At 60.5% G+C, this 17,812-nt stretch carries 15 protein-coding genes; 13 read left to right on the forward strand and 2 right to left on the reverse strand.

The features are described from left to right. The first annotated feature begins 134 nt into the window (after window positions 1–134). The 4 genes from L5014_RS34080 (at window position 135) to L5014_RS34095 (ending at window position 4,748) form a co-directional block, all read left to right on the forward strand. Window positions 135–1,157: an AlbA family DNA-binding domain-containing protein gene (locus tag L5014_RS34080; protein WP_238468300.1), complete on the forward strand. Its 1,023-nt coding sequence runs from the start codon at window positions 135–137 to the stop codon at window positions 1,155–1,157. Between the two features lie 406 nt (window positions 1,158–1,563). Then, a complete protein-coding gene (locus tag L5014_RS34085) occupies window positions 1,564–3,015 on the forward strand; it encodes an ISKra4 family transposase (protein ID WP_238468301.1) in 1,452 nt (483 codons plus the stop codon). A 907-nt stretch (window positions 3,016–3,922) separates the two neighbouring features. Next, on the forward strand, window positions 3,923–4,450 hold the full coding sequence (locus L5014_RS34090; RefSeq protein ID WP_238468302.1) for a hypothetical protein: 528 nt from the start codon (window positions 3,923–3,925) through the stop codon (window positions 4,448–4,450). Between the two features lie 100 nt (window positions 4,451–4,550). Further along, window positions 4,551–4,748, forward strand: a complete 198-nt coding sequence (locus tag L5014_RS34095; RefSeq protein WP_238468303.1) for a hypothetical protein — start codon at window positions 4,551–4,553, stop codon at window positions 4,746–4,748. 630 nt (window positions 4,749–5,378) lie between these two features. On the opposite strand, the gene L5014_RS39105 is transcribed toward L5014_RS34095, so the two are convergent. Then, a complete protein-coding gene (locus L5014_RS39105) occupies window positions 5,379–5,945 on the reverse strand; it encodes an H-NS histone family protein (RefSeq protein ID WP_420800187.1) in 567 nt (188 codons plus the stop codon). 332 nt (window positions 5,946–6,277) lie between these two features. On the opposite strand from L5014_RS39105, the gene L5014_RS34105 reads away from it, so the two are divergent. Continuing rightward, complete coding sequence (locus tag L5014_RS34105) at window positions 6,278–6,562, forward strand: HU family DNA-binding protein (protein WP_238468304.1); 285 nt, start codon at window positions 6,278–6,280, stop codon at window positions 6,560–6,562. 749 nt (window positions 6,563–7,311) lie between these two features. Here the strand turns inward: L5014_RS34105 and L5014_RS34110 are convergent. Next, complete coding sequence (locus L5014_RS34110; protein WP_238468305.1) at window positions 7,312–8,358, reverse strand: LacI family DNA-binding transcriptional regulator; 1,047 nt, start codon at window positions 8,356–8,358, stop codon at window positions 7,312–7,314. A gap of 304 nt (window positions 8,359–8,662) precedes the next feature. Here L5014_RS34110 and L5014_RS34115 point away from each other — a divergent pair, with 304 nt between their 5' ends. The 8 genes from L5014_RS34115 to L5014_RS34150 all read left to right on the forward strand — a co-directional run bounded on the left by L5014_RS34115 (window position 8,663) and on the right by L5014_RS34150 (window position 17,811). Next, the gene (locus L5014_RS34115; protein ID WP_238468306.1) at window positions 8,663–10,258 is read left to right on the forward strand and encodes an acyl CoA:acetate/3-ketoacid CoA transferase; all 1,596 of its coding nucleotides are present in this window, start codon (window positions 8,663–8,665) and stop codon (window positions 10,256–10,258) included. Beyond that, complete coding sequence (locus L5014_RS34120; RefSeq protein ID WP_238468307.1) at window positions 10,251–11,033, forward strand: enoyl-CoA hydratase/isomerase family protein; 783 nt, start codon at window positions 10,251–10,253, stop codon at window positions 11,031–11,033. The genes L5014_RS34115 and L5014_RS34120 overlap by 8 nt, the downstream gene beginning before the upstream one ends. A 1-nt stretch (window position 11,034) precedes the next feature. Next, on the forward strand, window positions 11,035–12,576 hold the full coding sequence (locus L5014_RS34125) for an aldehyde dehydrogenase family protein (RefSeq protein WP_238468308.1): 1,542 nt from the start codon (window positions 11,035–11,037) through the stop codon (window positions 12,574–12,576). 87 nt (window positions 12,577–12,663) lie between these two features. After that, the gene (locus L5014_RS34130; protein ID WP_238468309.1) at window positions 12,664–13,932 is read left to right on the forward strand and encodes an ABC transporter substrate-binding protein; all 1,269 of its coding nucleotides are present in this window, start codon (window positions 12,664–12,666) and stop codon (window positions 13,930–13,932) included. 137 nt (window positions 13,933–14,069) lie between these two features. Beyond that, complete coding sequence (locus L5014_RS34135) at window positions 14,070–14,987, forward strand: carbohydrate ABC transporter permease (RefSeq protein ID WP_238468310.1); 918 nt, start codon at window positions 14,070–14,072, stop codon at window positions 14,985–14,987. Between the two features lie 49 nt (window positions 14,988–15,036). After that, window positions 15,037–15,900, forward strand: a complete 864-nt coding sequence (locus L5014_RS34140) for a carbohydrate ABC transporter permease (RefSeq protein WP_238468327.1) — start codon at window positions 15,037–15,039, stop codon at window positions 15,898–15,900. A gap of 4 nt (window positions 15,901–15,904) precedes the next feature. Then, window positions 15,905–17,014 (forward strand): ABC transporter ATP-binding protein, encoded by a 1,110-nt coding sequence (locus L5014_RS34145; RefSeq protein WP_238468311.1) that lies wholly within the window; start codon window positions 15,905–15,907, stop codon window positions 17,012–17,014. Continuing rightward, the gene (locus L5014_RS34150) at window positions 17,014–17,811 is read left to right on the forward strand and encodes a 3-ketoacyl-ACP reductase (RefSeq protein WP_420800188.1); all 798 of its coding nucleotides are present in this window, start codon (window positions 17,014–17,016) and stop codon (window positions 17,809–17,811) included. The genes L5014_RS34145 and L5014_RS34150 overlap by 1 nt, the downstream gene beginning before the upstream one ends. Window position 17,812 lies beyond the last annotated feature (1 nt).

Raw genomic sequence — 17,812 nt, forward strand, 5'->3', positions numbered from 1 at the left:
ATCGACTGCGGGAAGCCGCCGCCAGACTTGCCGTCACTGAGGAATCCGACGCATAATCCGCTCGTCCTGCCTGGGGGAATTTAGCCGCCCACAAGTGGAGGAGTTTGAGCTGCCCATCGGGGAACAATGAATACATGGCGCGCTCAGGTTTGATTGTTAGTCTACGCATGAATCAGACGGGGGCGCGCACTCACGTGGCTCCTCTCCTGTCACCAGATCAGCCATACTACCCTGATATTGAAGATGCAGCTCGCGACTGGTTGCCATTCACCGTTTACCATGGAAATAACGATGGTCGCAACGATCAGATTTCTTTCTTGCTGCCTGAGACAAGAGCATTCGTTTCTGACGCTAAATTCGTGGATGATGGAACGCTTGAGATTGTCGTGGCCGGAACGCTGGTTGAACACGTTTCCCTGATCGCAAAGGGCGCATATTGGGAAGGGAAGGCCATTCATCATTTCGACGCGCGAATAGAGGATGGAGCGTGTCGGGTAGCAGTCCCCGCTCATATCGATCGTCTCGACTACTACATCATTGATCAGGATGGCACTTTGTTCGATTTTCATCGCGAGGAGCGCTTTTCCAGCATCTCGTTCGGAAGGAAAACACTCGGGTTAAAGAAACAGCCGCTCAGCGACCAGATCAGGACTGCGTTGCATCAAGGAGAAGGCCAGCGTATCGAATTCAAGCCATTCGCCGATCCGGATCAATCGCTCGGCAGCTCGACTCACAAGACGAAGCTCCGGGAGATAGTAACCACTGTAGTTTCGTTCGCTAACACACAGGGCGGCCATATTTACATCGGAGTTGATGACGATTGCAATCCAGTAGGTGTCAATCAGCAATTGGCGCAATGGGCGAAGGCGCCTGCTAACGGCGTCAGTGTTGATCGGTACCTCGGTGCACTGAAGAGCAAGATCAAGGATCTCGTTCAGGGAGAAGTGGAGCTTCAGCTTTCCTACAGCTACATCGATGAGGCGCTGATAGTGATTGTCGAAGTTCAGCCTGCCACCCAAATGCCGGTCGCCGTGCAACAGGACGCGCACCTATACGCACGAACTGGGGCAAGCAATCGAAAAGTACCGCCCGGATTGTGGAGAAGCATATTGGACACGCAGTTGACTGACGAATATGGACTCTCATCGCCACGTTAACTTGCAGTTATATGACTGCCGAAGTCTGCCCGATGCGAAGGCCTCTAGCGTCACGAACCGCACCTGAGGATGCGCCTGGCAGCCTTCTAAAATCGAATGTCGACGGCTCGTTCGGTTTTTTCGCAAGGACGTTGCAAGGCGGTACTCGGCATCGCAGGCGCCGGTGAGCCTCACGGAATGGGGCCGACCCTACAGCCGTAGAACACAATAAATCTGTCAATTCAGAATCCTGCTGAAACCCCCGCCGCATAACGAAGGCGTTGGGCGGATTGACAAAATTATTGCCACTCACCGGAGAGCGTGCAAAACCTGGGGAGGTTCTCGAGGAGGGACGCTTGTGCTTGTTGACGCGGTGCGGGTTGAGTTTGGGGTAGGCTGACCGGCCAGGCAACGGTGGGAGCGAACCATGCGGTTGATTATCCAAGCAAGGTTGGCCGACGGAGATAGCGCCACGACCGGGGAGGGTGACGAAGTGCTGGCCGTGATTGAGCGCCCTGACTGTAGTCTTGCCGAACTGGGCCTGACTCTCGCGGAAGGCCGATCGATGTTGGCAAAGGTGCAGGCCGAGCTCATATCGAAACAGGTGCAGTGCTGGATGTCAGGCCAGATCCATTGCCAGAGCTGCGGTGCCGCCTTGCGCCACAAGGACAGTCGCTCGACGGTGCTGCGCACTGTGTATGGCAAAGTGACCATGAAGAGTCCGCGGCTATGGTCGTGTGAATGTCAAGGGACCTTGCAGACGGAGCAGCGTGTAGTGCACCCCTTGTCGAAAGCACTAACCAGACGCGTCACGCCGGAGCTGGAATATCTTGAGGCGAAGTGGGCAGCTCACTTGCCCTACCGGCAGGCGACAGCCATGCTCACGGAAGTGCTGCCGCTAGAGAAGGGCATCTCGTCGAGTGGCATCCGGGATCGGATTCTTGATCTTGGAAAACAGCTCGACGCTGATATAGAGCGCGACATCGCGCAGTTGCCCCAGTCTGTTGCAGACGAACAGGTTCGCGAATGCAGCCATGTCGCCGCTGTGAGCGTCGACTCGGCGTGGCTGCGCAATTGCGACCCCGGGAGAGCCCCTGGCCGCCATGTGAACATCGTCGCGGGACGAGCGACATTCACCGACGCGCCCCCAAAACTGTATGCGTATGTGCACAAGGAGGTCACGTCGGCCGCAGCGCGACTCGACCAATTTCTTCGCCGGATTGGTGTGGCGACCAATGAGCGCGTGACAGTGATCAGCGACGATGGTGGTGAATTTGGGAAGACGGTCGAGGGCAGTCAGCTGGCTCGCGGCCGGATTCTCGACTGGTTTCACATCGCGATGAAGTTCCAGGCGGCGGAGCGCTCCGTGTTCGGCAGCAAGATGATCGACTCGATGGAACGGGAGTCGGTGGAAACAGAGATCATTCACGCGAAATGGTTAGTCTGGCATGGAAAGGGCGGCAAGGCGTTGGAGCAGATCAAGGCGCTGGACAGCCGGCTCCTGGCGAGGGAGGGACACGAATTCAAAACGCTGTGGTGGAATCTGAACACTGTCTCCAGTTACCTGAAGAAGAACGCGGGCACGTTGGTCAACTACGGCGCCCGGCATCGCAAGGGCCTGCCGATCAGCAGCAGCATCGCCGAGTCGGCGGTGAATCAGGTCGTCAGCTACCGTATGGCCAAGAAGCGACAGATGCGCTGGACGGATGAAGGGGCGCACTGCATGGCGCAGGTCAGGGTTGCGGTTTTGAACGGAGAATTCTCGCCTCGTCGCATCTCGGCGCTCAAGATTGCCGACATCGATTACGGCAAGTGCATCGGGTCAGTGTCGGCCGGTAGCAGCCGATTTACAGAACATACTGCCGTAAGCAAGGGATAGCTGACGAGATCCGCCTCCCCAGTTTTTGCACGCTCTCACTCGCCGCACAATAAAACTGTCACTTCGCATGAGATCCCAATAATTTTGTCAACTTACATAAAAGTCAGCGAATTTCCGCTTAACTGATTGATATTATTGTGGTTTCTCGTCATGCGGAATGCCGGGAGGCTTTCGGCGTAGTTTACAACACAACCAGGGCTTCAAAGTGGGTCGACAAATCTTGACGGTCGTCTTCATATGCGCTGGAAGCAACCGGCGAGTGCACTATAGCAAGTTTATGTAATTAGGAATGCGAATGGTGTATTCAAAAGAAATTTGCGCCACGTAGGCTAGAAAACGCGCATTTTCGTGAGACCGGATGACGCTATCTTCTAGCTTGGCATGCACAACGCTTGCTGCGCACAGGCCTAGGGAAATTTCCAACCCACACTATCAATAACGTGGTGCCCGTCGACATTTCGGCGCCCTCGCGGACGGACTTTCGAGCGGGAAGCTTTCAATTGACGCTACAGTGCGAAAGGTGCGTCGAGAAAAGCACGCGAAACCAGGCAACCCATTGTTTTTTTTGACTTTTGTTCAGATCTGGGAATGCGTCCGCGCCGATTGACAGTTTTGCTTTCGAAAGAGTGACAAACTTAATATGTTCTACGCAAGGGCGGGCCTCCCTGAGTGATGAGTTCCGACCTTTCCGCGCCGCTTCAGCGCAATGGTTGATCACCATCATGTGCTCAATCCCACATATTGGGGAAATTCCTGGCCCTCGCGCGGATTTAACAAAGTTAGAATCGACCCTCTAAGTTTCATCGGCAGGGCTTCGCGAGGCAGTTTTCGCGGTTGCCTGAAATGCCGACGATCGGCCGCGGTGGCAGCGGCCACGCGCTTGTTGGTCACCGCATGGAGCCATTTCGTGAGTATTCCTCATCAGAACGCATTTGCCACAAGAGAAGCCTGTGCGACAGCGTTTCCTGTTCTCGCCCGTCTGGCCGTTGGATTCAGTGAACTCGCGCGACTGAACCTCTCGATGTACGGAGCAGTCCTCGCAGAAGCGCAGAAGAGCCGGGAAAGCGTACTTTCATTGCAGACGTCCGAGCTGTTTGCCTGGCTCCCGGGCAACCTGATGCTGTCGATTGCGGCGCAGTGGGGCGCGGATACCAGTGCCATGATGGATATGGCGTTGCAGACGACAGCAACACTTAACCGGTTTGCCTTTGCTAGCTATGTTGAGACTGTCCAGCACGCGACGGGGATGTGTACCTCGATTCCCAGGAGCGTTCGGGGCGTCGACGTCATCGATGTTCACCACTGCGCCGTGGCTGTGACACCCACAACTGTTCGGCATGACATTGCTCTCAAAAATCATCTCGCCAGAGGCACAGCGCCGGCAGACAGAGGCGGCGAAGTCCTTCCCGAGGATGTGGCCTGCCGTCCGCAGTGATGCTTGTCGGATAGCCGCTGGTTTTCGATCGGGCGGCCGTTCCAATGCGACCCTCCGGCAGGAGCCGTTTTTTCTCAACCCCTGATCGAGAGGGAATCTCATGTTGAGTGCCCACGAAATTGCCACGCTGATGCTGGTGAAGGATGCGCCAGAGCGGATGGACGTGGATCGCATGGAGCTCTGGGCGTTACGTGAGCTCCAGTTGGTGGAGATGGAGCCGCCCGAAGCCGGCCTGCCCATGGCTCGCGTGACGCCGCGGGGCGATGCCGTTTTGCGTGCGATAGCCCGGGTGCACTGACCGGGAGCGATAGTCTGTCACCACGACAGACCGTGTTCGTGGCACGTACCGCAGGCGGCGTGCCAGCGGAACTTGGAAAGGGTGACCTTGAGCAGGCCAGGCTGGATATCGCTGTCGACATCGCCGTCCGCATGACAGCTTCAGTTGGTAGTTGGGTGTGTTCACTATCGGTTTGACCGGCCCCAGAGGCTCGGACACCGGCCGGATCCTGGTGGACCGAATCGGCGACTATAACCATGACGATTGGGAGCAGGGACAATGGCTCAACGGCCTGAGGACATACTGGTGAGCATGCTCAACATTGATGCGGAGATCAGGGGTCGCTTGGTCCGTCTCGCGGAGCTGGAGCGTAGCGCTGAAGACAGTATGGCACCGTGGCTCAACGAAGCGCGGACCGTCCTGCGAGGGGACATGGCTGTACTGAGAACGCGCCGCGAAGAACATTTTCTCAGGCTGAATGCTCTGCGTGCGGGTGGCCCGCACGGCCAGCCTCGTCTGGACTAAATTCGCGCGCCCTTAGCGGAACAAGCAAAGCCCGTCCCGGAACCTTGCCAGGGCGCTAGTCTCTCAACCCAGGCAAATCCCTTCGCATACCATAAAGGCCAGAGGCTACGGGCCAGCCAGTGTCGATCAGGATGCGAGGCCTCGCAGGTCGCCGGCGAGGCGAGTGCCGGCAAAGGGATCATTGCGCCAGTCGACGCCGCCGCGTTTGCGCACCACCTGAGCGGCAGTCCCGTTGACTGAAAAATGCTCAAACGATTGTCCAGCGCTGATTGCCTGTTGAAGCCAGCGCGGGATTTCACCCTTGCCGTCCCAGGTTTCCCCTGAGGCGTTGCGATAACATGCTTCCCTCTGCCGGCGCTGATCCAATGCGATTGATTTAGCAAGATCGTCGGGCTCGATGCCGAATTCCGACATCCGCCTACGTAGATAACTCACCATGCTTTCCCGCTTACGCTCGTCCACCGTTCGTTCCCTTCCATTATCCGTCTCGACTTTGTGCCGCCAACCAGAATAGCGCCAGGCACCATGCCACCCGGACAGGATGCAGAGGCTCAAAACAGTCCGGCACAATTCCTTAAAGAGTGGCGAAAATTGTAGGGCGTATCCTGCGCGCGGAATATCGCGGATGACCCTAAAGGTGCGATAGCCGGCGAACCGCGCCGCCAGAAAGACACTGGTAAGTGTTGCTGTCAATCTTCGCGATGCTGTATGCGAATGCGCGAGATTTGCGCGCCCAGGTTGCGCGCCAAATAGCGACTGTTGCGCTGCTCTGGCGGGTTGTCCGAACGCAACTGCGTAATCCGCCTGATACCTGCGTTACATGTCGCAACATCCGACCGATGTCACCGGAGCTCGTATCCCCGACGGTGAGAGCGACACGACACACAGGATTTGTTCCAGTGGCCGTTGCGCTTGTGCGGTTCGCTGCTTTCACGGTACGGTTGTGCGTTCTGGAATTGCGTTAGCCGGCGTTTAGCGGTTGCCGTAATTTGTCAGGCCTTCTTATTCACCAGAGGAAGAATCTCATGAACAAACAGGAACTCATTGACGCCGTCGCATCGGCTACGGGCTCAAGCAAGGCGATGACCGGTGAGGCAATCGATGCCGTCATTGGCGCGATCACGAATGCCGTGGTCGAGGGAAGGACGGTGCAACTGATTGGATTTGGCTCCTTCAGCTCAGGCGAACGTGCTGCACGAACGGGCCGCAATCCGGCGACGGGTGAGGAAATCAGCATCGCAGCTGCGAAGACCGTGAAGTTCACGGCAGGCAAGACGTTCAAGGATGCGGTGAACGGCACCGCCAAATGAGCGTTGCTGGCACCCGGTGATGGCTGCCCGGTTTCATGATTAGTGACAGGCGCAGATCGGCGTCAAGCCATCCATCGGCTGGCTCGCATCGACGCCAGGCCTCTGGCTGAAATACACCGCTCCTGCGAGAACCAGCCCGCGTCGCACGGTGACTCGTATGTGAAACGCGATAGAAGTTCGTGGCTTCCCATATGCTCACAGGCTTCTCATCGCAGGCCATCCGGAAACGAGAAATTAGGCGCGGTACCGCGTCTCGCTGCTAACACGATGAGGCGCTGCGTGCACAGGTACCGCGCAACACCCAGAAAACACATGCGCTCGTGACCACCGATCACCAAAGTCGCCCGCGCGATGAGACGCGCCGCGTTCTAGTTCCGGCGGGCACGTCGAGAGTAAGGCCGAAGAGGCAAGGGAGCATTTCGCGAATGCGAACGTAACTCAGACGCAGAGGTGTCGTTTGACTCTGCGGTGTGGCAAGTTGTAGCGCCGACGTGAGGAAAGCGGGATCTCGGCTGAAAGGGTGAAACAGCCACGCACTGGTAACACGACGAAGGCGGCGAAAGGGAGTTATCGGGCCGATCGCTGTCCAATTGCGGTAGACCGTGAGTGTTTCGGTTCTTGCCAGACGGGGCGTGGCGGCCTTGAAATCTCTCCTCACACATCATTGCGCCTTCAAGAGCTCGCGAAGAATGGACGAGCCAGCCCTAACGCGTTTGGAATCCTTATCATCCTGACGCGGAGGAATTAGCCTACTGGGCGAACGCTTTGGGCGCTCGAGTAGGGATCCCAATGCTCGATTCCCGTACAACAAGGCTCGGCTTCACAAGGTACTGAATCGGTGGTCCGGATACCGATGGCAGCGATGCAATACGGTTCAGCAGTATTTCGCTGGCCTTGGCGCCGAGCCTCTCTGCACCGGCAGACAACGTGGTCAGCGGCGGATTAGTATGTTCAGCCGCAACCACGTTATCGCAACCCACGACAGCCAGCGCCTTCCCGGCGCGTTTTCCCATGCGGTCGAGTTCATGCAGAACGCCAATTGCGACCTGGTCGTTGTAGCAGACCGCTGCTGTTGGCCGATGCTTCATGTCGAAGATGGCGCGAACGGCCTTGCGTCCTCCTTCGGGCGTCAGTTCGACATCGACGATCCATTCGTCGGCGACCGCGAGGTCGTGTCTGGCCATTGCGGACAGATAGCCCTGGCGTCGCTCGTTCGCGACTGCATAGCCGGCACGGTTGCCGACAAACGCGATTCGGGTGTGGCCCTGCTGGATCAGGTGTTCGGTTGCAAGCGCGAAGCCGACGTTGTTGTCGACACCGACCGTGTCGACGTCCGGGCCCATCGGACGCATCGCGAGCACGAGCGGAATGCCCCACGACGCGATCTCGCTGGGCATATCGTCGGGCGTGCCGAGCGCTGGAGACATGATCAGCCCGGCGACATTCTGCTCCCGCATCGACTGGAGCACGCGGGTCTGGGTCGCGACGCTTTCAGCCGTGTGGGCCATCAGCGTCGTGTAGCCGGACTGCGCGAGCACCCGCTCGATTGCCACCAGCAACTCGACGAAGAAGGGGTTGGTGAGGTCGTTAATGACCATGCCGATCGTTGTGCTGCGACCGCCGCGCAGGTTGGCGGCGCCGCGGTTATAGACATAGCCGAGCGCGCGCGCGGCCTCGCGGACTTTTTCGGCGGTCTCTGCCTTGATCTTGGGGCTGTGCTGTAACACCAGCGAGACGGTGGACTTCGATACGCCGGCCGCCGCCGCGATATCCTGGATTGTCGCGCCCGTTTTCATGTTGCTCTGCACAATTGGATCGTTCCAAAAAGTGTTTGACATCGCCAATGCAGTCTACTACAGTTCGTTGGAACGATCCAATTGAGTAATTTGGAACGTTCCAAAAATTCCTGACCAGTACCCAGCAAACCTTTGGTATCGCAGTTTGGCACCCAGACTGCGATGAATTCAGCGCCAAAATTGGAACGTTCCAATTTTGGCGACCGGAGGAGACGAACATGAACAGTAGCAAGGGTTGGGCGCCGCGCGGCGCCGGCGCGATCGCGTCTACCCGGAACGCTGAAGCCTCGTGAGGAGACGTGTTGTGGTTTCCAGCAAAGTAGTTTCATTGGCCGAGGCCGCAAGCCTGATCAACGATGACGACATCGTCACGGTCAGCTCGTCAAGCGGCCTCGGTTGTCCCGATGCGATGCTCGCGGCCATCGGCGCGCGGTTTGAGCAAGAGTCTCATCCGCACCAGCTCACGCTGCTGCATCCGATTGCCGCCGGCGACATGTATGGCATCAAGGGCATCGACCATCTCGCGAGGCCCGGCCTGATTCGCGCCGTAATCGCAGGCTCGTTTCCGAGCGGCCCTTCGAGCCTGCCGATGCCCGACATCTGGCGCATGGTCGTCAACAACGAGATTCGCGCCTACAACCTGCCGAGCGGCGTGATGTTCGACATGCATCGCGATGCCGCCGCGAAGCGCCCCGGCGTGCTCACGAAGGTCGGCCTCGACACGTTCGTCGATCCCGATCGGCAGGGTGGCGCGATGAACCGTGTCTCTGAAGCCTCGCCAGTCGTGCGCAAGGTGCAGTTCGAGGGCGAGGACTGGTTGTTTTTCCCGAACATCGTGCCGCGCGTCGCGATCGTGCGCGCGACCACGGCCGACGAGAAGGGCAACCTGTCGTACGAGCATGAAGGCGCACTGCTGGGCGGCCGCGACCAGGCGCTGGCCGTGCGCAACAACGGCGGCATCGTGATCGCGCAGGTCAAGCGCGTGGTCAAGGCCGGCTCGCTACCCACCCAGCAGGTTCATATCCCCTGCAATCTCGTTGACTACGTGGTGGTCGATCCCGAGCAGAAGCAGACCACGCAGATCGAGTACGACCCGGAGATCAGCGGCGAAATCAGGGTGCCGGAGAGCGCGTTCGAGTTCGCGCAATGGAATGCGGAGAAGGTAATTGCGCGCCGCGCAGCGATGGAGGTCGGCGATGGCGACGCGGTCAACCTCGGCTTCGGCATCTCGGCGAACGTGCCGCGCATTCTGCTGGAGGAGGGCCACGACGGCAAGGTGACGTGGGCGATCGAGCAGGGCGCTGTGGGCGGCATGCCGCTGCTCGGTTTCGCGTTCGGCTGCTCCGCGAACGCGGACGCCATCATGCCTTCGCCATCGCAGTTCATCTATTTCCAGGGCGGCGGCTTCGACGTGTCGCTGCTGTCGTTCCTGCAAATCGACCAGTCGGGTAGTGTCAACGTCTCGAAGCTGCCGAGCAAGCCCTATCTCACCGCTGGCTGCGGCGGCTTCATCGACATCACGACACACGCAAAAAAGCTCGTGTTTTCCGGCTTCTTTACGGCTGGCGCGAAGCTCCAGGTGGGCGATGGCCGCCTCGCGATCTTGCAGGAAGGCAAGTCAAAGAAGTTCGTGGGCGATGTCGACCACGTCACATTCAGCGGTCGCATGGCGCAGCAGCGCGGGCAGCAGGTCCTTTATGTGACTGAGCGATGCGTCCTGCAACTGACGCCTGCGGGCCTTGAGGTTATCGAGATTGCGCCGGGTATCGATCTGCATCGCGACGTGCTCGAACAGGCCGAATTTCCTCTTGCAGTCTCGCCGGACCTGAAGACGATGGATGGTGCGCTCTTCACCGACGCCCCGTTCGGGCTGCAACTGAAGGAGACGCGCCGTGGCTGAGATCGAACTCGTGCAGTACGAGCGCCGCGGCGCGGTCGCGATTGTCACGCTCAACCGCCCGGAGAAGCTCAACTCGCTCACGCCGGTGATGCTGGCGCGGCTCGATGAGCTGATCGTCCTGATCGACGCGTCGCCGGATGTGCGCGCGGTGGTCGTGACCGCAGCCGGTCCGAAAGCGTTCTGCGTGGGTGCGGACATCAACGAATGGTCGGCGCTCGAACCGCTCGACATGTGGCGCCAGTGGGTGCCGCGCGGCCATCGCATCTTCGGTCGTGTCGCCGGTCTGCGTGTGCCAGTGATCGCGGCGATCAATGGCCATGCGTTCGGCGGCGGGCTCGAACTGGCTGCGGCAGCCGATCTGCGCGTCACTGACCCAGCGGCGACCTTCGCGTTGCCGGAAGCGGGCATCGCGACCTGTCCAGGCTGGTCGGGTACCCAGCGGCTCGTGTCGATCATCGGCGCCAGCAAGGTCAAGCTGCTCGCGCTGACCGGGCAGCGGATCGATGCGAAGCGGGCTGCCGAGATTGGCCTCGTGGATGAAGTCGCGGCGCCGGGCGGCGCGCTCGATACCGCGCTTGAGATGGCCGCGCACGTCGCGCGTCTCGCGCCAGTCTCCGTGCAACTGACGAAACAACTCGTGAACGCGGCAAATGGCGACGGGACCGCAGCGACGCTCGAGGCCATGGCGGGCGCCCTGGCGGCGACAACGGCCGATGCGCGCGAAGGCATGTTGAGTTTCCGCGAAAAGCGCGCAGCGAACTTTGAGGGCAAGTGAAATGAGCACAGCAAGCATCAACACAGGACTGAGGCCGCTGCTGGTGGCATCGTCGGCACCCCGGATCGACGTGTATCACGGCCAGCTCTTCATCGAGGGCGAATGGCGTGCGGCTTCCAGCGGTGGCCGCATCGAGCGGCGCAGCCCGGCGCACGGCACGCTCGTGAGCACGTATGCGGCGGCAGCGCCTGAAGACGTGCATGCCGCAATCGACGCTGCGCACCACGCGTTCCGCAAGGGCCCCTGGCCGAAGCTCAAGGGTGCGGAGCGTGCCCGCGTGCTGCTCGCGATTGCGGAGGGCATTCGCGAGAACGTTGATCGACTGGCGCTCGTCGAGTCGCTCGAAAGCGGCAAGCCGCTCACCCAGGCACGTGCCGAAGTGTCGGGCTGCATCGATCTTTGGCAGTACGCAGCAAGTCTCGCGCGCACGACTTCCGGCGACACCTACGACACGCTCGGCGAAGACATGCTGGGCCTCGTGCTGCGTCAGCCGGTGGGCGTCGTCGGGCTCATCACTCCCTGGAATTTCCCGCTGTGGATCCTGAGCCAGAAGCTGCCGTTCGCGCTCGCGGCCGGATGCACCTGCATCGTCAAGCCGAGCGAACTCACATCAGGCACTACGCTGATGCTGATGGACATCGTCAAAGCGGCTGGCGTGCCAGCAGGCGTGGTCAATGTGGTGACCGGGCTTGGTGCTCCGGTCGGCCAGCCGCTCGCCGAGAGTCCGCTCGTCGACATGCTGTCGTTCACGGGTTCGACGCGCGTGGGCTCGATGCTCGCGGGACTCGCATCGTCGAAGCTCAAGAAGGTGTCGCTGGAGCTGGGCGGAAAGAACCCGCAGATCGTGTTCCCCGACTGCGATTGGGACGCCATGATCGATGCCGTCGTGTTCGGTGTCTATTTCAACGCCGGCGAATGCTGCAACAGCGGCAGCCGCGTACTCGTGCATGAGTCGATCGCAGAGCGTTTTGCCGACGCCGTTGTCGAGCGTGCGAAGGCCGTACCCGTCGGCGATCCGCTGCATCCTGACGCGAAAGTAGGGGCGATCGTCAGCGAGCAGCAGATGAGGGACATCCTCGCGCACATCGAACACGGCGTTGCAGCGGGTGCGCAGGTTCGCGTCGGCGGCGCGCGCTACGAAGGCGCCAGCGGCACCTATCTCCAGCCGACCGTGCTGACAGGAGTCACGCCTGAAATGAGTGCGGCGCGCGATGAAATTTTCGGGCCCGTGCTGTCTGTCATTCCGTTTCGTGACGCGCAGCACGCCATCGAGATCGCAAACGACACGGCTTACGGTCTCTCCGCGGCGGTGTGGAGCCGTGACATCGACACCTGCCTGAAGGTCGCGCGCGGCGTCGATGCCGGGACGATCTGGGTGAACACGTTTCTCGATGGCTACCCGGAGCTGCCCTTCGGCGGTTTCAAGGCAAGTGGCGTGGGCCGGGAGCTCGGCAAGCAGGCGGTCGAGGACTACACGGAGACCAAGACCATTCAACTGCATATCGGCGAGCGCAACAGCCGGTGGGTGCCGTTGAAGCAGTAGCAGCGGGTTAGCGCGGGTCCAGCATCGTGCTGGACGCGTTTTTCACATTCTCTCCGGAAGAGAGAGAACAACCTGGTGGAGTGAGACATGTTGAAGAGGACCCTTCCTGGTCTGATGGGCCTTGTTGCGGCCATCGCTTTGAGTGGCAGCAGCATGACGGCGTCCGCGGCCGACAGCAAGACGGTAGAAGTGATGCACTGGTGGACGTCCGGCGGCGAGGCCAAGGCCCTGACCGTACTCAAGGATGGCCTGAAAACGCGTGGCTACACGTGGAAAGATGCGCCGATCGCGGGTGGCGGCGGCGAGGCCGCGCGCACGGTGCTCAAGGCGCGCGTGGCGTCGGATAATCCGCCCGATGCCATACAGATGCTCGGTTTCACCATCCCCGAATATGCCGGGCAGGGCTATCTTGCGAACCTCGATTCATTGGCGGCGAAAGACGGCTGGGACAAGGTGGTGCCTGCGCCGATCCAGCGCTTCTCGAAGTACCAGGGGCATTGGGTCGCCGTGCCGGTCGACATCCACCGCACCAACTGGATCTGGGCGAACAAGAAGATCTTCGACCAGCTGCACCTCACGCCGCCCCAGACGTTCGACCAGCTCGTTGCCGATGCGGCGGTGATCCGTAAAGCCGGTTATATCCCGCTCGCACACGGCGGTCAGCCGTGGCAGGAAGCCACCCTCTTCGACAGCGCGGTGATGTCGGCCGGCGGTCCGAAGTTCTATACGCAGGCGCTCGTCAACCTCGATCCCACCGCGCTCGGCTCAAAAACGATGGAGAAGGCGTTTGATCAGATGCGCGCGCTGCGTGGCATGGTCGATCCGAACTTCCCGGGCCGCGACTGGAATCTCGCCACGTCCATGGTGATCAACGGCAAGGCCGCGATGCAGATCATGGGTGACTGGGCGAAGGGTGAATTCGTGAATGCGGGCAAGAAGCCCGACGTGGACTACTTGTGCTTCCAGTATCCGGGCACCCAGGGCGACTTCATTTTCAACACGGACCAGTTCGCCACCTTCAAGAAGGGCGATGCAACGCTGCCGGGCGAAGACGCATTCGCCGAAACGGTGATGGACAAGGCGGACCAGGCGAAATTCAACCAGATCAAGGGCTCGATTCCGGCACGTCTCGACGTACCCTCGGACGGTTTCGATGCATGCGGCCAGAAGTCGATGGCGGACCTGCGCTCGGCCCTGAAGAACGGAACCATGGTCGGCAGCTTTGCACATGGGCACGCCATGCCGGACGGTCCGAAGAACGCCGTGTATGACGTCGTGACCCACTTCTTCAATTCGAACCAGTCGTCGGCGGATGCGGTGAAGCAGCTTGTCGACGCCGTCAACGAAGCGAAGTAGCCATCCCAGGCAAGCCTGATCAGCCAACCGGGACGTCCGCATGCGGGCTTCCCGGTCCCGAAGCTCCGAAGTGGAAGGTGGTTTACATGCACACTACTCACCGGACTCCCCACGCCTCGACTCGAGATGCCGTGGCCATGTCTTCTCCCGAATCCGCTCGACGTACGAGCCTGCGCAACCGCATCGAGCAGATGTTGCCGAAGGTGGTGCTTTCGCCAACGTTGATCACCACGCTGATTTTCGTCTACGGCTTCATCATCTGGACGACACTGCTGTCCTTTACGCGCTCGCGCGCCTTCGCGAACCTCCACTGGGGTGGTTTTACGCAGTACATACGAGTCTGGGAGCATCCCCGCTGGCACGTCGCGGTCATGAACCTCGGCATCTATGCGTCGCTGTATGTGATTCTGTGCATGGCGATCGGCCTCATGCTCGCGATCCTGCTCGACCAGCGCATTCGCCTCGAAGGTGGCTTGCGTGCGATCTTCCTGTATCCGATGGCGATTTCGTTCATCGTCACCGGCACGGCGTGGAAGTGGATCCTCAATCCTGGCCTCGGCCTCACGAAGCTGTTCCATGACTGGGGTTGGACGAGCTTTCAGTTCAACTGGATCATCGACGACCACATGGCGATCTATTGCGTCGTCATCGCCGCTGTGTGGCAGGCCTCAGGCTTCGTAATGGCCATGTTCCTGGCGGGCCTGCGCGGCATCGACCAGGACATGGTGAAGGCTGCGTCGATCGACGGCGCGCGTATGCCTTCGATCTATCGACGCATCATCATCCCGCAACTGCGTCCGGCGTTCGTCTCGGCGTTCGTGATCCTCGTCCACCTCGCGGTGAAGAGCTATGAGCTGGTGGTCGCACTCACGGGTGCGGGTCCAGGCTATTCGACTGAATTGCCGTCGACCTTCATGTACTCGTTCACGTTCACGCGCAACGAGCTGGGCATGGGTGCGGCGAGCGCCGTGATGATGCTGTGCACGGTCGCCGCGATCATGGTGCCGTACCTGTATTCGGAGCTCAAGCCGCGCAGCGGCCGCGGCGCCCATTGACGAGAGCAGGGAGACTGTCATGTCGAAAAAAGGATGGGATTCGCCGCAGATGGTGATGGGGCGGCACAACTACGTGTCGCGCATTGTGATCTATGGTTTGCTGGCCATCTTCGCAGTGATCTATCTGGTGCCACTGCTGGTGATGATGCTGACGTCGTTCAAGCCGCTGCCGGAGGTGTACAGCGGCAACATACTCGCGCTGCCGCAGCACTGGACGCTGCAGCCCTGGCTGAAGGCTTGGGGCGAAGCGTGCGTCGGCCTCGACTGCTCGGGCGTGAAGGGCTTCTTCTGGAACTCGACACGGATGGTGGTCTCAGCGGTTTCGATCTCGACATTCATTGGCGCCCTGAACGGCTACGTGCTCACGAAATGGCGCTTCAAGGGAGACAACATCCTGTTCGGTCTCGTGCTGTTCGGCTGCTTCATCCCGTTCCAGATCGTGCTGATTCCGATGGCGACCTTTCTCGGACGCATCGGGCTCGCGCAGTCGATCACGGGCCTCGTATTCGTGCACGTGGTCTACGGGCTGTGCTTTACGACGCTGTATTTCCGCAACTTCTACGTCGCGTTCCCGGACGAACTGGTGAAGGCCGCAATGATCGACGGCGCGCGCTTTTTCCGCATCTTCCTGCGCGTTTTGCTGCCGTGCTCGGGCGCCATCATCACGGTGACGGTGATCTGGCAGTTCACGAACATCTGGAACGACTTCCTGTTCGGTGCGTCGTTCACGACGGGCAGCACGGCGCCTATCACGGTGGCGCTCAACAACATCGTGAACACGTCCACGGGCGTGCGTGAGTACAACGTGCAGATGGCTGCCGCGGTGATTACCGCGCTGCCCACGCTGCTGGTTTATGTGGTCGGCGGCCGCTACTTCGTGCGCGGCATGATGGCCGGTTCTGTGAAGGGGTGAGCAAATGGCTTCGCTGCATATTTCGAACGTCCGCAAGGCCTACGGTGCCACGGAAATCCTGAAGAACATCAACATCGATGTGACGCACGGCGACTTTCTCGTGCTCGTCGGCCCCTCTGGTTGTGGGAAGTCGACGCTGCTCTCGCTGATCGCGGGGCTCGATACGATCTCCGGCGGCGAGATCCGCATCGACAGCGACCGCGTGAACGACCTGCATCCGAGCGAGCGGGACATCGCAATGGTGTTCCAGAGCTACGCGCTCTATCCGAATATGACTGTCGGCCAGAACATCAGTTTCGGCCTGGAGATGCGCAAGGTACCGAAGGCCGAGCGTGAAAAGGCTGTGGCGGACGCCGCGCGCCTGCTCCAGATCGATCATCTGATCAACCGTCGACCGGGGCAACTGTCCGGTGGTCAGCGCCAGCGGGTGGCGATGGGACGTGCACTGGTTCGCAATCCGAAGATATTTCTGTTCGACGAACCGCTCTCGAATCTCGATGCGAAGCTGCGCGTGGACATGCGCACCGAGATCAAGAAGCTGCACCAGCGTCTGGGCGCAACGATCGTCTATGTCACGCACGACCAGATCGAGGCGATGACACTGGCCACGCGCATCGCCGTGATGAAGGGCGGGGTGATCCAGCAGTTCGGCACGCCTGCTGAAATCTACAACACTCCGGCCAACACGTTCGTTGCGACATTCATGGGCTCGCCGTCGATGAACCTGATTCCGGCCACACTCAATACCAAGGGCGGAAAGCTGTTCATCACGATGGGTGAGGACGCGGCCGCCGTGAGGCTCGAGTTGCCCGAGGAGCAGGCGTCGGCGGTATTCAGTCATGCGGGCCGCAAGGTGATCGCGGGGCTGCGACCCGAGGCAATCGGCGTCGAAAGCAGCCGGAATACGCACGCGTTGCGCGACGTCGAGGTCACGATGCAGGTGATGGAGCCCACCGGCCCCGACGTGCTCGCGGTCATCGAGATGGGCGGCATGGAAGTGGCGGCACGGCTTTCGGCCGATATCCCGCACGCGGCGGGCGAACGGTGCAAGCTGCGCGTCGATCTCTCGAAGCTCGTGATCTTCGACGCGCAGACCGAGCAAAGGATCGCATGATGGGCACCGCAGCCGCTACTGACGTTGCAACGAGCGCACGTCCCGTCGCACTTGTGACGGGCGCCCGCCGCGGCATTGGCCGGGCCATCGCATGCGAACTTGCGCGCCGGGGCTACGACGTTGCCTTCACCGATCTTGAGGATGACGAATACACCAACGTCACCGCGCGAAGCATTGAGGCACATGGCGCGCGAGTGCTCTTCGTGCGCTCGAATCTCGGTGACGTGGCCTCGCACGCGGGGCTCGTCGAGCGTGTCGTGGAGTGGGGCGGTTCTGTCGACTGCCTCGTGAACAACGCGGGCATCGGCTCACCGGTGCGCGGCGATTTGCTGAATGTAGCGCTGGGCGGATTCGACGAGGTCCTCGGCGTGAACCTCAAGGGAACGTTCTTCCTGACGCAGGCGGTTGCGCGTCACATGATCGCCGCTTCTTCTGCACACCCGCGCTCGATTGTCACCGTGTCGTCGGTGTCCGCGACGATGGCGTCGCCCGAGCGCGCCGAGTACTGCCTTTCGAAGTCAGCGTTGCCGATGCTCACGAAGCTCTTTGCATTGCGCCTCGCGCAGGCGGGAATCGGCGTGTTCGAGGTGCGCCCCGGCATCATCCGTACGCCAATGACCGCCGGTGTCGCACAAAAGTACGAGGCGCGTTTTGCCAAGGGGCTGGTGCCGATGCAGCGCTGGGGCGAGACCGACGATGTGGCACAGGCCGTCGCGCAACTGGCGGGCGGCGCGTTGCAGTTCGCGACGGGCAGCGTGCTGCATGTCGATGGTGGCCTCTCGATTGCCGCGTTCTGAA

The organism is Paraburkholderia tagetis (assembly GCF_022213065.1).
Lineage (GTDB): Bacteria > Pseudomonadota > Gammaproteobacteria > Burkholderiales > Burkholderiaceae > Paraburkholderia > Paraburkholderia tagetis.

What these genes read in the sequence shown, in the direction of transcription:
- L5014_RS34085 (WP_238468301.1), top strand. Translation starts at nt 1,564, where the DNA reads ATGCGGTTGATTATCCAAGCAAGGTTGGCCGACGGAGATAGCGCCACG.
- L5014_RS34150 (WP_420800188.1), top strand. Translation starts at nt 17,014, where the DNA reads ATGGGCACCGCAGCCGCTACTGACGTTGCAACGAGCGCACGTCCCGTC.
- L5014_RS34145 (WP_238468311.1), top strand. Translation starts at nt 15,905, where the DNA reads ATGGCTTCGCTGCATATTTCGAACGTCCGCAAGGCCTACGGTGCCACG.
- L5014_RS34105 (WP_238468304.1), top strand. Translation starts at nt 6,278, where the DNA reads ATGAACAAACAGGAACTCATTGACGCCGTCGCATCGGCTACGGGCTCA.
- L5014_RS34130 (WP_238468309.1), top strand. Translation starts at nt 12,664, where the DNA reads ATGTTGAAGAGGACCCTTCCTGGTCTGATGGGCCTTGTTGCGGCCATC.
- L5014_RS34135 (WP_238468310.1), top strand. Translation starts at nt 14,070, where the DNA reads ATGTCTTCTCCCGAATCCGCTCGACGTACGAGCCTGCGCAACCGCATC.
- L5014_RS34140 (WP_238468327.1), top strand. Translation starts at nt 15,037, where the DNA reads ATGGTGATGGGGCGGCACAACTACGTGTCGCGCATTGTGATCTATGGT.
- L5014_RS34080 (WP_238468300.1), top strand. Translation starts at nt 135, where the DNA reads ATGGCGCGCTCAGGTTTGATTGTTAGTCTACGCATGAATCAGACGGGG.
- L5014_RS34125 (WP_238468308.1), top strand. Translation starts at nt 11,035, where the DNA reads ATGAGCACAGCAAGCATCAACACAGGACTGAGGCCGCTGCTGGTGGCA.
- L5014_RS34095 (WP_238468303.1), top strand. Translation starts at nt 4,551, where the DNA reads ATGTTGAGTGCCCACGAAATTGCCACGCTGATGCTGGTGAAGGATGCG.
- L5014_RS34110 (WP_238468305.1), bottom strand. Translation starts at nt 8,358, where the DNA reads ATGAAAACGGGCGCGACAATCCAGGATATCGCGGCGGCGGCCGGCGTA.